The 20,197-nt window shown below is 37.7% G+C and carries 9 protein-coding genes; 6 read left to right on the top strand and 3 right to left on the bottom strand.

Going from position 1 to position 20,197, the window contains the following annotated elements:
* Positions 1–115: 115 nt before the first annotated feature.
* A complete protein-coding gene (locus Q0093_RS11205) occupies positions 116–1,342 on the top strand; it encodes a glycoside hydrolase family 71/99-like protein (protein ID WP_297930445.1) in 1,227 nt (408 codons plus the stop codon).
* A 149-nt stretch (positions 1,343–1,491) separates the two neighbouring features.
* Here Q0093_RS11205 and Q0093_RS11200 read toward each other — a convergent pair whose 3' ends face one another.
* Positions 1,492–4,005: a hypothetical protein gene (locus tag Q0093_RS11200; RefSeq protein ID WP_297930442.1), complete on the bottom strand. Its 2,514-nt coding sequence runs from the start codon at positions 4,003–4,005 to the stop codon at positions 1,492–1,494.
* Positions 4,006–4,536: 531 nt separating this feature from the next.
* On the opposite strand from Q0093_RS11200, the gene Q0093_RS11195 reads away from it, so the two are divergent.
* The 5 genes from Q0093_RS11195 to Q0093_RS11175 all read left to right on the top strand — a co-directional run bounded on the left by Q0093_RS11195 (position 4,537) and on the right by Q0093_RS11175 (position 16,789).
* Positions 4,537–6,744, top strand: coding sequence for a glycoside hydrolase family 3 C-terminal domain-containing protein (locus tag Q0093_RS11195; protein ID WP_297930439.1), 2,208 nt, complete (start codon positions 4,537–4,539; stop codon positions 6,742–6,744).
* A 1,013-nt stretch (positions 6,745–7,757) separates the two neighbouring features.
* Positions 7,758–9,908: a T9SS type A sorting domain-containing protein gene (locus tag Q0093_RS11190; RefSeq protein ID WP_297930437.1), complete on the top strand. Its 2,151-nt coding sequence runs from the start codon at positions 7,758–7,760 to the stop codon at positions 9,906–9,908.
* A gap of 232 nt (positions 9,909–10,140) precedes the next feature.
* Positions 10,141–13,470 (top strand): SusC/RagA family TonB-linked outer membrane protein, encoded by a 3,330-nt coding sequence (locus Q0093_RS11185; RefSeq protein ID WP_294178403.1) that lies wholly within the window; start codon positions 10,141–10,143, stop codon positions 13,468–13,470.
* A gap of 15 nt (positions 13,471–13,485) precedes the next feature.
* A complete protein-coding gene (locus Q0093_RS11180; protein WP_297930435.1) occupies positions 13,486–15,426 on the top strand; it encodes a SusD/RagB family nutrient-binding outer membrane lipoprotein in 1,941 nt (646 codons plus the stop codon).
* A 40-nt stretch (positions 15,427–15,466) separates the two neighbouring features.
* Entirely contained in the window at positions 15,467–16,789 is a 1,323-nt protein-coding gene (locus tag Q0093_RS11175) for a glycoside hydrolase family 99-like domain-containing protein (RefSeq protein WP_297930433.1), read from the top strand.
* A gap of 168 nt (positions 16,790–16,957) precedes the next feature.
* Here the strand turns inward: Q0093_RS11175 and Q0093_RS11170 are convergent, their stop codons facing one another.
* Both Q0093_RS11170 and Q0093_RS11165 read right to left on the bottom strand, forming a co-directional pair.
* Positions 16,958–18,601, bottom strand: coding sequence for a diphosphate--fructose-6-phosphate 1-phosphotransferase (locus tag Q0093_RS11170; protein WP_294178407.1), 1,644 nt, complete (start codon positions 18,599–18,601; stop codon positions 16,958–16,960).
* A gap of 195 nt (positions 18,602–18,796) precedes the next feature.
* On the bottom strand, positions 18,797–20,107 hold the full coding sequence (locus tag Q0093_RS11165; protein WP_297930430.1) for a hypothetical protein: 1,311 nt from the start codon (positions 20,105–20,107) through the stop codon (positions 18,797–18,799).
* Positions 20,108–20,197: the final 90 nt, after the last annotated feature.

Raw genomic sequence — 20,197 nt, 5'->3', positions numbered from 1 at the left:
TATAGTTAGTTGAAACTGTGTCACGATAATTTTTTAAGAAAGAATCGTGACATAGTTTTTAGACAGGCTTTTAAAATAGTATATACACATACTTTATATTTAATTTTATTGATAGATGAAGAAAACTTTTTGCATCCTATTGGGGATACTTGTTTTTTGTTCTGTCGGGGTTGAGGCCAAAAAGAGGTATTCTTCTTATAAGGGATTGGTAATGGCCGGGTATCAAGGTTGGTTTAATACTCCCGATGACGGTGCTGACCGAAAGTGGAGACACTATCCCGGAAGGCAGGGATTTAAACCCGGTTCTTGCAGTATAGATATGTGGCCTGATGTCCGCGAATATGAGAAAGTGTATCCTACTTCATTTAGTTTTGCTGACGGGAGTGTTGCTAAAGTATTCAGTTCTCACGATGAATCAACGGTAGATACCCATTTTCGTTGGATGAAAGAGTACGGTTTAGATGGGGTTTTTATGCAACGATTTGTAGGAGAAGTGAAAAATCCTTCGGGGAAAAATCATTTTAATAAAGTTTTGGCTTCGGCTACAAAAGCTGCCGATAAATACGATCGTGCAATATGCGTCATGTATGATCTTAGCGGGATGAAAGGAACGGACGCATCGTTTGTTTTGGATGATATAGATGAACTCACCCGTTTGTTTAATATCGGAAATCGGAAAAAGAATCCTTCTTATTTGTTCCATAACGGTAAGCCTCTTGTCGTGATTTGGGGAGTGGGATTTAATGATCGCCGCAGATATACTACTGAAGATGTCGAGCTGATTGTTGATGGACTCAAAAAACGAGGTTTTAGTGTAATGTTGGGAGTTCCTACTTATTGGAGAGAATTGAGGTCTGATACGGAGAATAATCCGAAACTTCATGAATTGATTCGTAAAAGCGATATTATAATGCCTTGGTTCGTTGGACGTTATAATGACCGGAGTTTTGAGAAGTTCAAGCATTTAGTTTCTGAAGATATTGCTTGGTGTAAAAGCAATAAGATAGATTATGCACCTTTGGTTTTTCCCGGATTTTCATGGAAGAATATGAAAGGCATGAACAGCCATTCTACACCGAGAAACAGAGGCCAGTTTTTATGGGATCAAATGTATAATGCCGTAAGTTCCGGAGCTGAAATGATTTATGTAGCTATGTTCGATGAAATGGATGAGGGCACGGCCATATTTAAATGTGCGACAAAAGTACCGATTGGAGAATCTGTTTTTGTCCCGATTGAGGAGGGCTTGTCGAGTGACCATTATTTATGGTTGGTGGGACAGGGAAAAAAGATGTTGAAAAATCCGAAAGGCTTTTCTTCTGATCTTCCAGCCAGAAAATGATAATTATTGCTTGAATATATAGTTTAATAAAAAGAGTTGATGCAAAATTTTTGAATCAACTCTTTTTACTTTTGTTTACGGGAGTAAGTTGGCTATTCGGTGAAAGAAAACTCAGAGAATACCAACCTGGTAAATTTGTTCAAGTACACTTATTCTTCTTTTGTTACATCATTAAAGGAAAGTCCGTATTTTTCACCTAAAAGGGTTTGATATTCTTTGCAGAAATTATCATATATGCTTTTGGCTATACCCATTTTGTCGTTTCGGCAGAAGATAGAACATTTGATACGTAAAGCTTCTTCGTTGAAACTGTCATGTTGAAAAATGGAGTCTGCTATTTTTAACCGGAACTTGTCATTGTTCTGGAATTCCTCTTTGTGTAATAATAGATGCAACAAATCGATTGTTATATCTGAATAATGGCTTTTGAAACTGTCGAGATAATCGTTTTCTGTATTAGGCAATAACGGCCCGTATAGAAGTAATTCAAGAACTTTATTAAAAAATTCTTCATCATGTTCTGTTGTTTTGGTTGCTTTGTCTATATAATCTAAAGCGGTATGGTAGTCACAGAATACATCATCTCCTAAGATTATTTTCCAGAAATTATTGTCATTGACGATTTGTATGTTGCCGACCTTTTCGAGTAATAAACGTAAGCGGCTGATAGAAACGTTACGGTTATTCCGGGCAGATTTTTCGCTTTTGTCTCCCCATAAAAGGTCATCCAATTTTTTGCTTGTGATTCCTCTGTTATCTTTTTCGGTGTTGAGCAGTATTAATAATAGTAGGGATTTCAAAATGGGAGTAAATGAAGAGGTCATATTTTCTCCTGTTTTACTTTTTACGTTGAATGAACCCAATAAACAAATACATGCACGATCACGATTGAAATACGATTTATCCGGAACGGTAAAGATCGAAGATTCTGTTTCAGGTCTGCCGGTAGAAAGTTTATTATCCTTTTTCAGATTTTTACCGCTTTTCCGTATGAATATACCTGTTCCTGTCAGCAGTACTATTGCAGGAATCAGATACCAAAGGAAAGAAAGGTCTTGCTTTTCTTTGTCTTGTTGTAAAATTTGAGAATATACCATTGGAGGATAAGATAACGAGTATATCTGTATTTGAGACGGCTGTCCGTTTTTATAATTCTTCGCATAAAGACAATATAAATGTTGAGAATGGGGAGCATAATATAATTGGGAGAATGAAAAGTCTGCACCCGAATCGAAATGTTGTATTTCCGATACAGGAATAATTCCCGGTTCATTTATAGAAATTCTCAGTAATACTCCGCCCATATTTCCGGTAATAATATAAAAACAAGATTCATCTTTATTATAAATCATATTGCTGCCCGGAAGGAACTTCTTGTCGAAATTTGACATTTCCCATAGTTTTTTTGTTTCGAAAGTATTCAGATCGATTGCATATAAATCGGAAAAATCGCGAGGGGATAGTTCCTGATGTCCAGAAGGACATCCTTTGCCTCCAAATATATAAAGCGTATTATCTATGATTGCCGATGCAGGAGAATACCTTGGATATATTTCAGGGATAGTCTTTTCTGTAAATTCTCCTGTTTGGGGATTGATTTTAAATAGAGAATTTTTGTATAAGAAAGAACCGTATCCTCCAAAAGTAATAATGGTAGAATCAGGAGCTATGCCCGATGTGTGATGCCAAAATCCGGTTTCTTTTTCTGTTTTTGAGGTTTGAGTCCATGCCTTATCGGTGAAAGAAAATATCGATATGGTCTGATCATCTAAATTGTAAGATTCCAAACGATTCGTCTTTGTATTGAAAATCATTTGATTTGTGCTTGCAGCTGCCGGATATCCGATGATACCTCTGATTGTATCTTGGTGATTTGTAAGAGGATTATAGATGAACATTTCCTGACCACCGGTCGTAATATAGAACAGTTCTTTCTCCGGGTCGAATGCATACTGCGGGTTTCTTTTAAATTGGTAGCTGTATATATTTTTCCATACTGCATGATCATCTGTGAGCCAATGAGGGTTTATGGCTTTTGCCGGACTATGATTGACAAGATCGTAGCACACGCCTTTACCATGCTGGCTTAATTCCCAATGGCGAAATAACTCTTTTCCGTTGTAAATACGAATATTTTTTATGTTTATAGGAGCGGCATCCGGGGTATTATAATCCGGATGGTCGCAAGCCCCGAAATAGATACGAGTGTTTTTTATCTGGCTGAAATCATAATCATATACTCTTTTTATTGAGTTATAGGATAATTCTATTTTATTTTGTTTGGTTAGGAATGTAATACTGACAGGAATCCATCTATTTCGTATTATTGTATCGCTGATAAAGAAACGCTTATTTTTTATCACAATAGCCGGTAGCTTCCTTTGAAGAGTGTCTATGGAAAAAATAAGGTCTATGTTTTCGTTATTGTTTGTTATGATGCGTGTGGCGAAACCGAATATGATTTCGTCCCGGATATTCATTTCGAATGAAATTTGTTGTTTGTCTTGTATTTCTATAGGCTTTCCGTTATCTAAAACCAAAGAAGTCCGTTTATCCCCGTCATGCAGATGACTGTTGAAAAATAGTCCTGATGTCAACTCTTCAGCTGATGCTGATAATATTTGGATAGATATAAGGAAGAAAAGTCCAATTATTTTTTTCATGATGTTCTAAGTCGTGAGAACGTGATGATTATAAGTCTTAATATGCAAAGGAATAAAAAAAATGAGAATCTTGAAAATTACATGATGAAAAATTCGCTTGTTTTTAAGAGTCTCTTTGAATTTTCCAATAAGGAAAATATTATCAGATCATCTTAGCGTTTTTTTCGGTCTTTTTTCCCGTTTTCCCTTGTCAGATAGCTCGCTATCCTCCTCGTGAAAAAGAAAAACATCCACGAAAGAAAATCTCAAACCTGACCCGAGTAAAATTGAGACAGGCTTTAAGTTTTTGTCTGGTTTTGAGTGAATTTTTTATTTTTCGAATTTATGATCCTGTTTGTCGTATTCTCAATGCTTAAATTTTTCGGAATCGAATCTTTTGGTTTATGTTTTTTTTAATCTGTATTTAATCGGTATGTTTTTATTTCTTTAATATAGAATCGTGATCTTTGTAAATGTAATTTTTTGAGATTACAAATTAATATTATTTTTGCATATTCTGAATTTTAATCATCAACATAAACACTATCATACATGAAAAATCAAATTTTTTATTGCGTTTTATTTCTCTTAGGAGTTTTTTGTACCTATACAGGAAAAGCTCAAAATACTTTTCCGTTTCAAAATCCTGATCTCTCTTTCGAAAAAAGAGTAGATGATTTGGTCTCTCGGTTGACATTGGAAGAAAAGATTTCACAGATGTTGAATAAAGCTCCGGCTATCGAGCGGTTAGGCATTCCGGCATACGATTGGTGGAATGAGTGTTTACATGGGGTTGGACGTACTCCCTATAAGGTAACGGTATTTCCACAGGCCATAGGAATGGCTGCTACGTGGGATGAGGCTTTATTTCAACAGGTTGCGTCATCTATTGCCGATGAGGGACGTGCCATATATCATGATGCTATATCAAAGGGTGTTCATGAAATTTATCATGGATTGACTTATTGGACTCCGAACATTAATATTTTTCGAGATCCGCGTTGGGGAAGGGGACAGGAAACTTACGGAGAAGATCCTTATTTAACCGGAACTTTGGGAAAAGCTTTCGTAAACGGTTTGCAGGGTGATGATCCTAAATATTTAAAAGCATCGGCGTGTGCGAAACATTATGCAGTGCATAGTGGCCCGGAAATTTCCCGGCATTTTTTCAATACAGAAGTGAGTATGTATGATTTGTGGGATACATATTTACCTGCTTTCAGGGATTTGGTCGTTGACGCGAAAGTTTCGAGTGTAATGTGTGCCTACAACGCTTTGGCTGGTCAGCCGTGTTGTGGAAATGATCTTTTGATGCAGGATATTTTGAGAAAACAATGGAAGTTTACCGGTTATGTGACGTCTGATTGCGGAGCTATTGATGATTTCTTAAAACATAAAACTCATGCCGACGCTGCTCATGCTTCGGCTGATGCCGTATTGCATGGAACTGATCTTGAATGTGGGCAGAATATATATATAAAGTTGGTTGATGCCGTGAAACAAGGTCTTATTACCGAAGCTCAGATCGATGAATCTGTAAAGCGTCTATTTATGACTCGTTTCCGTTTGGGACTTTTTGATCCTGCAGATCGTGTAAAATATGCCGATACTCCGTTGTCTGTTCTTGAATGTGACAAACACAAGGCATTAGCTTTGAAAATGTCCAGAGAATCGGTTGTTTTGTTGAAAAATGATAATGTATTGCCTTTACGTAAAAATTTAAAAAAGATTGCGGTTATAGGTCCGAATGCAGATGATTCCACTGTTGTATTGGGAAATTATAATGGTTTCCCGTCTAAGGTTATTACTCCATTGGAGGCAATACGTTCGAAAGTCGGAAAACGTACGCAAGTTATTTATGATAGAGCGATAGATTGCGTGAAGCCTTCGGATGAAAAAACTGTAAACGCTTTGATAAAACGTTTACAGGGTGTGGATCAAGTGATTTTTATCGGAGGAATATCCCCTCGTCTTGAAGGAGAGGAATTACCGATATCGGTCGAGGGATTTCGGGGAGGAGACCGTACGACAATTGCTTTACCTGAAGTACAGACCGAATTGATGAAAAAAATGAGGGAAGCGGGATTACCGATTGTTTTTGTGATGATGACGGGTAGTGCTTTAGGTATAGAATGGGAATCGCAGAATATTCCTGCTATCCTGAATGCGTGGTATGGTGGTCAATTTGCAGGGCAGGCAATTGCCGATGTATTATTTGGCGATTATAATCCGTCAGGTAAATTACCTGTTACGTTTTATCGTTCGGATAGTGATTTGCCACCTTTCGGTGCATTTTCTATGGTAAATAGAACTTATCGCTATTTCAAAGGTGAAGCATTATATCCGTTTGGATTTGGATTAAGTTATACGATGTTCGATTATTCTGCACCGCAAATCGTATCTGGAGGAAAAGTCGGTGAATCAATTAAGGTTTCGGTAAAAGTAAAAAATATTGGGCAGAAAGATGGAGATGAAGTTGTTCAGTTATATCTTTCTCATGAAGGTATGGAAAAAGCTCCAATTACGGCGTTGAAAGGATTTAAGCGAGTTTATTTGAAAGCCGGAGAAGAAAAAACGCTTTCTTTTGAAATTTCTCCTAAGGATATGTCTTTGCCGGATGAGAATGGAGTCATAACTATATTCCCGGGTAAGAAAACAATATATGCAGGGGGAGTGTCGCCTACTTCTGAAGCCAAGTCGAAAGGGTTGGTAAAAAGTACAGTATGTCAGGTTACAGGAGATGCCTATGTAATAAAATGATTTGGTTTTAGAAATATATTTGTAACAGATTTTAAGGCGGTCGTTTTGACCGCCTTATTTTTTTGTCACTTCCTGCAACTTTAGGAGCTGTTTAAGAGCCTGCCTGAATTTTGTTCAGGTCTGGATTAGAGTTTTTTTCGAGGATATTTTATTGCTTTTACGAGGAATATCGCGGGCTATCTGACGAGAGAAAGCGGGAAAATAGGCTTGAAGAAAACGTGACAATGATTTGATAATATTTTTTTTGATTGAAAGATTTAAACAGGTCCTAAATAGGTAGTACTGCTACTATGTTTTTTCTCTCTTGATTATTTAGTTAAAAACAAATATTTGTCTATTGTATGCTTGCTAACAGTGAAATGAGATTATATCAGAAATAAAATTCTTAATGTGCAGATATACTGTGGAGAAGATATGGGTAAATATTTTTTTAGCGTTTGGATAGAAAAATGATTATATAAATCATGTGAAAGCAGCCTGTTAAAAGTGATATTGGATGAACTGTGATTATAGATTTATTCCTTTCTTTGTCTTATTCCATTAATAGTTTTGTAATATATAAGAATGCCGATAAGTATTTTAAAAATGAATCATTCGATAGATGATTATTTGAGATATTGAATAGTTTTATTCTTGATGTAAAAAATCTTATATGCTTATTATTGAGATATTGATTTATTTGTATTTTAATTGATTATGATAAAATTAATTCATATTTATCGTATATTTTAATTGTTTGGATAGCTTTGAATTTGAATTGAGGTTCTGAAAATAATTCTATCTTTTTCTTTGTTTAATTATTTTTTAATCGCTAATTAATATGAAATAAAGAGGTGAATTAATACTCTAAATATACTTTTGTTTCAGAAATGATAGGCGATATGAAACTCGCTGAAGATTTACACTGTTGGTTTTGAATTTGAAAAATGTAATAGTTTTTTAATAATAAAAGAATTGATCTTAAATCATCAAAATAAATTAATAACTAATTGTAGAATTAAAACTTAATTATCATGAGAAATGTAAGTACTCTGAAAAGGATGGCGCTTGCTGTTTTGTTTGCAGGTCTTTTTACTTCATCTTATGCTGATGCCAAGAAGTATTATTTGTCACCCGAAGGTAGTGATGATAATGACGGATTGACAGAAGCTACAGCTAAGGCCTCAGTATGTGGTATAATCACTGAAATTTATAAAAGTCCGACTTTAGCTCAGGATACAATGGGACACACCCCTGTGGAAATTTACGTAAACGGAATTATCGATATTACTAAAGAACCTTCAAAATCCGGAGGTTGGAGAGATGTTATCGGTAATGCGGGAGATTACGCTACCGGTTATCCCGAATTGTTAAAAGGTCCTGATGGCGTGGAGCGTGAATATCGCACATGGAATGCAAACGGTGGAGATATGGGCGTATTATTTTTGGATGTACCGATGACATTCATCGGGAAAGATACTGTGACTTGTGGGTTTACCGGAAGTGATAGAAGTCGTATATTCCGGATTGACGGAGGTTTAACCGGTGGAAAACATACTTTTAAAAACCTGCGTTTTACGAATGGTAAAGGGGCTAGTGATACAGGAGGTGCTTGCTACATAAGAAGTATAAGTGTCGATTTTGAAAATTGTCTTTTTACGGGAAATAAAGTGTTGACTCGCGGAAATGATAATAGTAATCAGGGGGGAGCTATGGTGATTATTGCAGCAAACATCAATATGGATAATTGTGAGTTCCGTTATAATTTTGGTGGTCTCGGCGGTGCTGTTGCTTGGCAAGGCGGTGGTGCTGTTAATATTACAAATACACTCTTTTATGCTAATAATGCTACTTGGGTGCCGGATGATGCAGGAGGCGGTATTTGGGGAATTCCCGATGGTTATGGCGCAGCGAATAAAGGCGGTGCAATAGGTATTTCTTTAAGCAATGGGAAGAATAATAAATTGCATGTGAAAAATTGTCGTATGGTCCATAACGGAGCTAATGATTCCGGTGGTGCTATTTATTTTGAAGAAACAGGAGCTGCCAATAATGGAGCGGAGACTCCTATCACGTTTGAAAATTGTGTTATAGCAGATAATTTTGCGATGTCGAGTTGGAATGGAAATGGAAATGCCGATGGTGGAAAGGGCGGTGGAGCTATTTATATGCACAATGCTGTTTCTAATATACAAGGATTTTTTGTAAAGTTTAATCTGGTGAATACGACGATTCTTTATAACTATGCACAAGGTGCAGGAGGTGCTATTCTTTGTAAATATGGTCGGTCGACTAATGAGTTGAATATTATAAATTGTACGATAACCGAGAATATGAGCGGAGCTCTTAACGGTAATGGATATGATGCCGCGGGGATACGCACTCTGGATGCAGACGGAGACTTGTCGCCTCAAGCAATGAGAAAGAGAATTTGGAATAGCATAATTGAGAACAATCACGCATCGAATCCAGTGCAACTTAATGACGGACGTCCCGATCTTTATTATGGAGATGTTAATTTCCAGAATTCAAAAAATAAAGATGTTGTAGCCAATTTGGATTTGAGACGTTCATGGTTGGGGCGCATCTCTTTCGGCGGTCAATATGCGTTAGTAGGAACTTCTGCTGATGCGGCTATTGCTACAGAAGAAGAATTGGCTAAGTTGAAAGAAGAAAATCGCTGGAACTATTCCTCTAATGGAGAGCTTAAAGCAGGATTTTCACTTTGGGATAATTTTGACTATTATATTGATGAAGGATATCTGTTTTTACCTTCCGATAATGAAGGTTTGACTTTTGGAGAAGGTCGTTTGTTGCAGGCGTTTGATGTAACAACAGATGGGCGGAATTTGGAACGGAAATTTACAGATGGAAAATGTGCAATTGGAGCTATCGAACAAGATTCGGAAGTATATCCTTTGGCTGTAGATAAAAGTATTGTATCCGGTTCTGACTTGAATATATATTATGCAGATGGAAATATTCATGTTAACGGTATTTCTGAATCATCGCTTGTTAAGGTCAATATATATGATATGTCTTCTCAATTGTTATCTTCCTCTACTAAATCTATAGAAGCGGGAGTCTTTGTTCAAGAAGTTCCGGTAAACTTGTCTTCTGGTATTTATGCGGTACAGGTTATTGTAGGAAATCAAGTAAAAAGTATTTTAGTTAGTGTAAAATAGTTAGTGAGTGCTGGAAAATAGGAGTGTCTGGAAATTTAAACAGACACTTTTATTTTCTAATTTTAAGATTTTCTTAATGCCATGGAAGTCAGATTTTGTAAAAATAATAGATTTTGTTATATCTGAGATTTTTAAGAAAATCCCTGTTGAACTTATGTTTTTTAATCTTTGTTATGCTGAAATTTTTTTGGCAAAGAGATATACACACATTTATTAAATTTATTTTATAATTATGGAAAACAACAGAGAATGTGAAGATCGGATGACGGTTAGACGTCCGTTCCGAATGAGTTTTTTTACTCTGATCTTCGTACTGATTCTTTCCTCTTTCCAAACATTATCTGCACAAAATCGTAAGTTAGAAGGTGCAGTATTTGATGAGCAGGGGGAGCCAGTAATTGGGGCGACGATACGGGATTTGTCATCGAAACGGGCAACTACGACTAACATCGATGGTAAGTTTACGATACAGATTCCTGAGAATGCCACAATTAATGTGACATATATCGGGTGTGTACCGCAGAACATTACAGTTAATTCTAAAACTACTTTTTTGAAAGTCACGTTGAAACCGAAAGTTCAGGAATTGGAAGAAACGGTTGTGACGGCTTTGGGTATTCGTCGTGATGCTAAATCTTTGACTTATGGACGTCAAACCGTGAAAATGGATGATGAAATGACCCAGACTCGTGACGCGAACTTGTTGAATATGTTACAAGGTAAGGTTTCGGGGGTTCAGATTATATCGGGAGGTGGTCCGGGTAGTTCGACTCGCGTAGTTATACGCGGTAATAACTCTATTACGGGTAATAACCAGCCACTTTATGTGATCGACGGTATTCCTATTATGAATGATATGGGAGAAAATGGTGAACTCGATTATGGTAATGCTGCCGCCAATATCAATCCGGACGATATAGAAAGTATAGAAATCCTGAAAGGTGCGAATGCATCGGCTTTGTATGGATCTGACGGAGCGAACGGTGTTATTTTGATTACAACGAAAAAAGCGCAGGCCCGTGCAGGATGGGGTGTCTCATTTTCTTCCAATGTCCAGTTGAGCCGTTTGTATCAATATCCGGCTTATCAGAATATTTACGGTTCTGGTATGAATGCCGAGATTAACATGAACGCTTTGAACATGACGGGCCGGAATGGATTGAATACGACTTATAATCCGGATCTGCCTTGGGGGATATTTAATTTGACTTCTCAGGATGCCAGTGACCGTAGCTACGGTTTACCTATGTTGGGCTTTCCGATTATCGGACGTGGAGGAGAACTTCGTACTTACTCTCCGAATAAAAATAATATTTCGGATCTTTATAAAACAGGTATTGCTTGGACGAATTCTTTGTCTTTCGATAAAGTGACCGATAAAGCTTCAGTTCGTTTTTCTTATACTGTACTAACAGCGAATGATGTCGTTAAAGATTGGAACGAACGCACTCGTCATTCATTCAATTTGCGTACGCAATCTAAGTTGACCGATCGTTTGACAGCCGATGTCAACGCAAGTTATACATACGATGCTATGGATAATCGTGGTTATCGTAATTCATCGAGTCGTAATCCGCTATATATACTGGGAAATTTACCTCGTGATACTTCGATCGAAGAGTTGATTCCTTGGAAAGACGGAGAAGGAAAGCCATATAACTTGAATGGTGGATTTACTAACCCGTATTGGTTGTTATACGAATTGCCGAACCATGATACGAAACATTGGTTTATGGGGAATATCACATTGAATTACCGTATTTTGAATTTCTTGAATTTCCGATTGCGTATTGCTACTGATTTACAGACTGCAAGAGGATGGGAATATACCAACATGTATAGTCAGTTCGATACAGACGGTCAGTTCAAAGAGTTTTCTCAAATGGCTCAGAATAACAATATCGAGGCGATGCTGAATTTTAATAAACGTTTTAAGAAAGATTGGAATCTAACTGCATCGTTGGGTTATTCATGGCAGAATCGGCGAAATGAGCGTACAAATTTGACTGTAGGTACGACTTCTCAACCGGATATGCCGAGTTTGGCGAATAATGGAGCTATTTTGGTCGGAAACGACAGTTATGATGGTAAAGAGAAGGTTTCTGCATTCGCGATGGCCAATGTCGGATATAAAGATATGGTCTATTTAGACGGGACAGTACGTAATGACTGGTCTTCTACTTTGTCTCCCGGAAATAATTCTTATTTCTATTGGTCAACAGGATTGAGTTTTATATTGACTCAGGCTTTTGATATTCCTAAAGAGATATTGACATTCGGAAAATTGCGCGGATCTGTCGCTACGGTTGGTAATGATGCTCCGTTCGATTCATTATACGACGGTTTGAATCTTTCGAGTACATACTTGGGGATGCCTTATTATATGACTGATAATATTCGTAAAAACCCTAATTTGAAACCCGAACAGACCACATCTTATGAGGTAGGAGCTGATTTCCGTTTTTGGAACAATAGGATCTCTGTCGATTTTACTTATTATTGGAAAAGTACGACAGATCAGATCATGCGGGCGAGTGTATCTTCTGCGTCAGGTTATAAAGAACGTTATGTGAATGCCGGTGAGATTCAAAATCGCGGTGCTGAGTTAACGGCTTCTATTACTCCGGTAAAAACGAAAAATTTTGAATGGACTACAATCTTCAACTGGTCGAAAAATAATTCGAAAGTCGTTTCTCTGACTCCGGGGGTAGATCGTTATCAGGTGCGTGCTGCCGGAGCAGACGGTTGTATCAGTTATGTTGAAGTGGGTAAACCCTATGGTCAGATGTATGGTACGGATTGGCAACGAGATGCTGCCGGCAATGTTATTGCCGATGTATCTGGTAAACCGCTTGAACAGAAAGATGTGTATATCGGTTGTGTTGAACCGGATTTCTTAGGGGGCTGGAAAAACCAGTTTAGATATAAAGGTTTTGATTTCTCATTCTTATTTGACTTTAAAAAAGGCGGATTGTTCTATTCTGAGACTGCTTATAAAGCAAATAATATGGGTAATAGTATAAAGTCTTTAGAAGGCCGTGATGAATATTTTTTCTCCAAATGGGTATTGGATGAAAGTGATCAAGAACGTGCCGGTTATTTGAGACCTACCGATGTTCCTTTCCCGGCCGATGCTCAGGCTAATCGTGTTCCGTACATGGATGGCTCTCGGCCTAAAGGAGTATATTTCCCCGGACGTGTATTTGAAGCAAGTATCGAAGGTTTGGGCGGACAGCCGGTTGTCAATGACTGGGTGAAACCGGATGTAATGTTCTGTCACATATCCGGACGTAATGCCAAGATGAACACTTATGATGCTACCTATGTGAAATTGCGCGAAGTAGCTTTAGGATACACTTTCCCGAAAAAGCTTTTGCGGAAAACTCCTTTCCAGAGTTTGCGTTTATCTGCTGTCGGTCGTAATCTTGCTATTCTTTTCCAGAATACTCCGCAAGGAATTGATCCTGAAGCGACTTCTACGACTGGGAATGGTCAAGGTTTTGAACAAGGCTATCCATTGCCTACTGCAACTTATGGTTTTGACTTGAAAGTAACTTTCTAAAATATAGAGATGAATATGAAAAAAATAATGTATTTATTAGCCGGACTCTTGCTTTTTACAGGAATTACTTCTTGTGAAGACCGTTTTGAGGAAGCTAATACAAATCCTAATAAAATATATAATGTTCGCTTGCAGGATGTGTTTCCGGGGACGATTTACAAGAGCCTTGATTGTATGGCGGAGCTGAATTATAACTACTTTATGTGGTTTTCCCGCTATTCGTTCCTTACTTTCAGAGGCCCGAGCGATAAAGATAACACGAGCGGTGCATTTACTAAAATGTATGTTGATATTTTGAAAAATCTGCAAATTGGTATCGATAAGGAAAAAAATATACCGGAGGCTATAAATAGAGTGCAGATCGCTCAAATCTGGAAAGCATACGTATATTACTTCATGGCCTCTTCTTTCGGTCCTATGCCTATGCAGGATGCTTTGAATGCCGATTTAAATGAGTTCCGGTATGATTCTGAAGCTTCGATTTATACAGAAGTGCTGAATATGCTCGATGACGCGATTAGTAAAATCGATTTGAATAAAGGCGGTTTTGAAAAAGATCCGGTATATTATGCTTCTGGAAATGAAAGCGATATGACTCGTTGGTTGAAATTCGCCAATACGTTGCGCCTTGAAGTGGCGATGAATACACAAAGTGCAATTCCCGAACGTTCGTTTCAGGCTATTCAGGCAAGTATGGGACGGGAAGATCTGTTGATGTCGACGGTAGAAGACAATATGTGTCCGAGATGGGGAACTCAGAAAGATGTCGATGTATCTTGGTATTATACTCGTTTTTTGAAAGAACTTGATACAAAGCCGAATAATATCGATTCTTATCCGAATGTCAACCTCTACTTCTTTATTTGGCTGAGATCTTTCAATGACCCGCGTTTGGAAGCATATTGTCAGAAAACGTTTGATTTTGAAGATCGTTTTGAAGTACGGGATACATTGTTTCGTCAAAGTGTAATTGAGGGACATGAATTGATGATGGACTCTATGATTGTTACTTACAAAGTTCCGTATTGTCCTCGTGAAGAATATTCTCCGGTTACGACAGGTGCGTGGGAAGTAGGTACTTATGACGGTGTCAATAAAATTCCAAGCCCGTTCTCAAGTGCCAATGTTAGTAGAGATACTTATTCGAAGGTCGCTTATGATCTTGTTAAAATGGATGCATTTCATCCGATTTTGACAGCGGCAGATGCTAACTTTCTTGCTGCCGAGGCTAAAATTAAATATGGATTGGGCGCGAAATCTGCTGAAGATTATTATAAAGCAGGTATTATTGCGTCGTTCGATCAATGGGGAGTATCGGGCGCTTCCGATTATTATGAACAGGATGGAGTGAAATGGAATACGAACGGAGAAGGTATATATGATTATCAGGGTATTTACAAGGTTGAAGTTAATGGAGAAGGCGGTGATGAAAATCACTTAGAGCAGATATGGAAACAACGTTATTTGGCTGATTTCTTTAATGGCCATGCTGCGTGGACTTTGGAGCGTCGTACAAGGGTAATGAACTATCCTCCTTATTTCTATGCTTCTGTTAATAATTTGCCGGAAGGTTCGAAAACGACTTATGATTATATTCCGGAACGATTGGTTTATCCGACAGAAGAACTTACTAAAAATAAGGTGCAATATTATAAGGCTATCGATTTGTTGCAAGCCAATTCACCGCAGTCATCACCTATTTATCATTGGGGAGATAACTTTTTCACTTTATTGCAATTTGCAAAAACATTCGATACTGCAGCCGGAGATGCAAAATGGGCAAGGGGTACAGTTGTATACAGCTCTAAATTTGCTCAAAAATGGTATGGTAAAGATTGGGATCATTTCTTGGAGGGTGTAAAGAAAGAATTTCCGGCAATCAAAGATACTACGGAATTTGGCAAGTATATCGATATGAAGGTGATTAAACAAGTTGAGTTTACACCCTATTGGTAATAATATTTGTATAAGTTAGAACACATAAAATCAATATAGAATGAAACGAAATAGTAAAATAGGATTGTATCTCTGTGCCGGATTATTGATGTTTTCTTCTTGTGCGAAGGATGACGGACCCAGTATAGATGATTATTTTCTGAATTATGAAATTCCTGATGTTGAGCCGCCTGCCGGTCTGCAGTTAGGAGCTTATTATATGAATTTGGGTAGCGGTGGTCTTAATGCGGAAAAATATGCGCGGTTGAAACAACCTTTAGATTATGCCAACTCTATTTTAGGAGCGAATGTCATACCGATGTTGTCTTCTGTGAATTATCCGGAGGAAGGATCTAAAGCCACAGATGCTCCTTATCCGATGAACCCGAATAATGAGGAGTTTATCGCTATAGCTCAGCAGCAAGTAGATTGGGCATTACAGGCGGGACTGGACTTTTTCATTTTACCGAATTGCAATACTTCGATGGGTAAATATCCTAATGTGTTAGGAGATACTGCATTTGTTAACGTGGTGACAGGACGTCGTGATGTAACCGGAAAGGCGGCGAATGATCCGGCTTGTGGTGCTCTTGTCGATTTAAAGGGACTGAAGTACGTGATTTCGGTGAATATGAATAATTTTAATAATCAACCGACAGCTTTAAAAGCTGAAGAAGGAGGGCGTGTTGAAGAGGTGCAAGATGTGGTTTCTACTCGTCCTTTGAAGTATCAAACACGGCTTCAGCGTTTTAATGATATCTTCAAGCGCATTGCCGATTATTTTAGCGATCCTAATTATTTTAAAGTTGACGGGAAACCGATGGTCGTTATTATTGCTGCTGATAAAACTCATTCTTTAGATAGTAAGAAGCTATATGCCGATATGAGGGCTTATGTGAAAGAAGAAAGAGGGTATGATATGTTCTTGGTCGCTCGTCAGGGTGCTTTTAGTCCTCCGGGACGTTATCAATATTATTTTGTAGGTAATGTAGATGCGTTGTGTTGTGAAACGATGTATAAACAGACCAATTATAACCGTTCGCAGATGTACCCGCAACTGATAGACCAGAACTGGGCTTATTTCCAGAGTTTCTTGTCCAGCAACTTCGGGCACGAATTTATTCCGACAGTTTCTCCTGCATTTAATTGGTATGTAGAGAATCTGCAAAATTATGCTCAGTACCCGTTGGTTGTTCGCAACAAAGATACGTTTAAGACTTTATGTAATGTGGCCAAACGTAATTTAGGTAAACATCCTATCGTATTTGTCGATTCGTTTAACGATTGGAATACCAATACGGCAATAGAGCCTACCGATCCGGCTTACGGTGATGGTTATGGAACAGAATATCTTGATTTCGTAAGAGCACAGTTTAAGAGATAAATAAGTGTATATGTTTTGAGAAAAATGCGGAGGATATTTTTATTCTCCGTATTTTTTATGACCTGACCGATCGTTTAAAGAAATGGAATAACAGGCTTTTAATATATAAAACGAGCCTTATTTCTCTAACTGAAATAAGGCTCGTTTCATATCAAAGAATAATATTCTTTATGCTTGTTCCAATTTCAAAGTTTCTGTAGGCTGGTCGCAAACTTCTGTCGGTCCGAAGTATTGGATCGGTCCGGGATAAACATAGCAAGTCTCTTTAGCCCATTGTTCGCGCTGTGCTACAAAATGTTTGAAAGGTGCGCCATCCAATTTTACTAATGCTTTCTGTATAACCGGTTTCATTTCTCCGTGGCGACGTTCCATATTCATCATCATGGTTACAGGAACACCGCCTGCAATCCATTGATCTGCAGGTTTGGTAGTATTACGTACCGAAGACATGTATCCGGTCTTGCCTTCACCGATCAACATTGCTGCTGTGTATCCTAATGAATAGCAATAGTCGGCATCGAAGTTAGAAGGAGCAGCACAACGGCCTTCATATCCGAAGAAATGATGTTGAGCAGCGAATTTACCACTGTATTTGCCTTCCGCTTTCCATTCGGCCAATTTTTTACCGACCATTTCTGAAAGCAATTTCTCAGTTTCGATCAATGATACTTGAACATTTCCGTGAGGATCGCGGTCTAAAGACAGTTGACGGGCAACCCCTTCGGGAAGGCTTGCATAAATAGCCGAATTTTCAGGAGAAAGGTGATTGATAATATAATTTCGTTGTTCGGATTTTTTAATCATAGCAAATTCATTGCTATTGTGTGCAAGGAAGTCGTTCAGTTCGGCGATAAGTCTTTTCATTGCCGGGATAAATTCGATCAATCCTTCTGGGATAAGGACAGTTCCGAAATTATTACCTTGTGCCGCACGGTCGGCAACGATCTTTGCAATATATGTCACAACATCGTCTAATGACATGTTTTTGGCTTCTACTTCTTCCGAGATGATGCAGATATTTGGTTGAGTCTGTAATGCACATTCCAATGCAATATGAGAAGCCGAACGCCCCATCAATTTAATAAAATGCCAATATTTTTTTGCAGAGTTGCAGTCACGTTGGATATTTCCGATAACTTCGGAATAAACTTTACAAGCCGTATCGAATCCGAAAGAAGTTTCGATCATTTCGTTTTTGAGGTCTCCATCGATTGTTTTGGGGCAACCGATTACCTGTACACCCGTATTGTTTTTTTTGTAGTATTCTGCCAATACGCAAGCATTAGTATTGGAATCATCCCCTCCAATAATAACGAGGGCCTTGATATTTAATTCTTTAATAATTTGTAAACCTTTATCGAATTGATCTTCTGTTTCGAGTTTTGTACGGCCTGAACCGATAATGTCGAAACCTCCGGTATTCCGATATTCATCGATAATATCTTGGGTCAGTTCGATATATTTGTGATCGACGAGACCTCCCGGTCCTAATAAAAATCCATATAAGCGGGAGTCTTTGTTCAGTGCTTTTAATCCGTCGAAAAGGCCGGCAATTACATTGTGACCGCCGGGAGCTTGTCCGCCCGAAAGTATAACTCCTGCATTAATTGCCGGATAATTTTTTACTTCATTACTTTCTATGAATGATAATACCGGCATTCCGTAAGTATTGGGGAATAATTTCGCAATAGCATCTTGGTCAGCTACAGACTGGGTCGGAGCTCCTTCTTGGATTTTGAGAGACCCTTTAAGCGCTTTAGGCAACTTCGGTTGATAAGCTGCACGAGCTATTTGCAGAGCACTTTTTTTCATTGTAATTGAGAATTTATTTGTGTTAATAATTAAAACTACTGTCAATCTTACAAAAGCGACACAAATTTCGTCAATTTTTTTCAGAATGCAAAAAGAGCTTTTATCAATTTGACAAAAAATAAAAATGAAATCGATTGCACATCGTATGGATCTGTAACCGTTTTAATAATGGATATAACGAGATGCCGTTGAAATTTATCGGTTATTTTTTCCGATGCTGAACGTATATCCGATAGAGAGGCTGAATTGTGTCCGTAATTCCATCGGCCTGTCTATACTTTCGGTAAATGGGAGATAAGTGTTTATCTTTATGGGAATTTGATACTTTTCTTTGTTTATGGATATTCCGACTGAAGCAATTATCCCGACAATGTAGTGGGGATATTCCATTGAATTGATATTGTGTCCTAACTCTCGTACAGATATGTCGAGTTTGTTTTTTACCGGAATATATACTTGTTGATAGAACCCTATTTCAAGTAAAGGTTGTATTTTCTTTTTGGCCATCAATCTGCCTTCTACACTGATTTGATTATATATCCCTAAAGTACGGAATAAATAATGGTATTCTATATCGTGATATGTTTTTGGTCCTGTAACATTTCCTTCATTATCTGTGAATTCATATCCGGGATGATAAAATATTTTGTTGTAATAGGTGTTTTTTTTAGCATTCAGATAGAATAGACCAAGTGCGACATTTAATCGAAGCCTGTCTGTGAATTTATTGAGGCTATGGCTATATGTCACTCCGACATGTACCATGGGACAGAGAAAATTTTCTTGCTCTGGATCGAGTATATCTGTTGCTCGTCTTTTTTGAAATCCGAAACTTGTGAAACAAGTCAAAAATTGAGAAGGTCTTTTATGGGGTTCTTTATATATAACACAATCTTTGTCTGTACATACGAGGTCATGGTATTTTTTGAACAGAGCGATCATCTTATCTCGGTTATAACTTGATTTAGGTATATCGTTTTTCAATTTCTCTATTTGATTTATAAAAAGGCTGGTCAATTTCTTGTCGTTTCGTTTCGATTCCAGTTGGTCGTTGAAAATATCAGCCGGACAGATTATCTCAACCCAACTATCTTCTTCCGGGATTTCGGCTAAGAATGCAGAGACGATAGGCCCGAATGATTTTTGATCATCCATTTCTTTTGAATAATCTATTTGTGCGCAATATAAATTGATAATTCCTTCCAATAAACATTCTACGAAATATTTTCCGTTGAGATGAGCTGTTTTTATATTTTTACTTTGAAAACATAGTCCGTCATCGTATCGATATGAGATCAATTCGTTCGGAGTATAGTTAAATTCTGGAGATCGCATCTCTTTTTTAAACAAGCATTTTTCTTGATCTTCCATGCTTTTTCGATAGGCGATATATCCTTCTATTGTGTCGTTTTGAGTAGTGACAACATATCCCGGTTTCCACTCTTTATTCGCTGCGAATAAAATCTCGGGAATGAAAATTAGCAGAACTGAAATTAATTTTTTCATGATGTAGTTAGTGTGTGAATAGTAATGTGAATATAATACAAATGTAGAAAAATTTTGTGTTTACTCGATAACATTTATTTTAAATTTTAA

Source organism: uncultured Coprobacter sp. (genome assembly GCF_947855755.1).
Lineage (GTDB): Bacteria > Bacteroidota > Bacteroidia > Bacteroidales > Coprobacteraceae > Coprobacter.
The sequence above is the reverse complement of the archived record's forward strand: the minus strand, read 5'-3'. Positions and strand labels throughout refer to the sequence as shown.

Excerpts from the sequence above, each read along its gene's own strand:
- Q0093_RS11170 (WP_294178407.1), bottom strand. The coding sequence starts at position 18,601 with ATGAAAAAAAGTGCTCTGCAAATAGCTCGTGCAGCTTATCAACCGAAG.
- Q0093_RS11175 (WP_297930433.1), top strand. The coding sequence starts at position 15,467 with ATGAAACGAAATAGTAAAATAGGATTGTATCTCTGTGCCGGATTATTG.
- Q0093_RS11195 (WP_297930439.1), top strand. The coding sequence starts at position 4,537 with ATGAAAAATCAAATTTTTTATTGCGTTTTATTTCTCTTAGGAGTTTTT.
- Q0093_RS11205 (WP_297930445.1), top strand. The coding sequence starts at position 116 with ATGAAGAAAACTTTTTGCATCCTATTGGGGATACTTGTTTTTTGTTCT.
- Q0093_RS11180 (WP_297930435.1), top strand. The coding sequence starts at position 13,486 with ATGAAAAAAATAATGTATTTATTAGCCGGACTCTTGCTTTTTACAGGA.
- Q0093_RS11165 (WP_297930430.1), bottom strand. The coding sequence starts at position 20,107 with ATGAAAAAATTAATTTCAGTTCTGCTAATTTTCATTCCCGAGATTTTA.
- Q0093_RS11190 (WP_297930437.1), top strand. The coding sequence starts at position 7,758 with ATGAGAAATGTAAGTACTCTGAAAAGGATGGCGCTTGCTGTTTTGTTT.
- Q0093_RS11200 (WP_297930442.1), bottom strand. The coding sequence starts at position 4,005 with ATGAAAAAAATAATTGGACTTTTCTTCCTTATATCTATCCAAATATTA.
- Q0093_RS11185 (WP_294178403.1), top strand. The coding sequence starts at position 10,141 with ATGGAAAACAACAGAGAATGTGAAGATCGGATGACGGTTAGACGTCCG.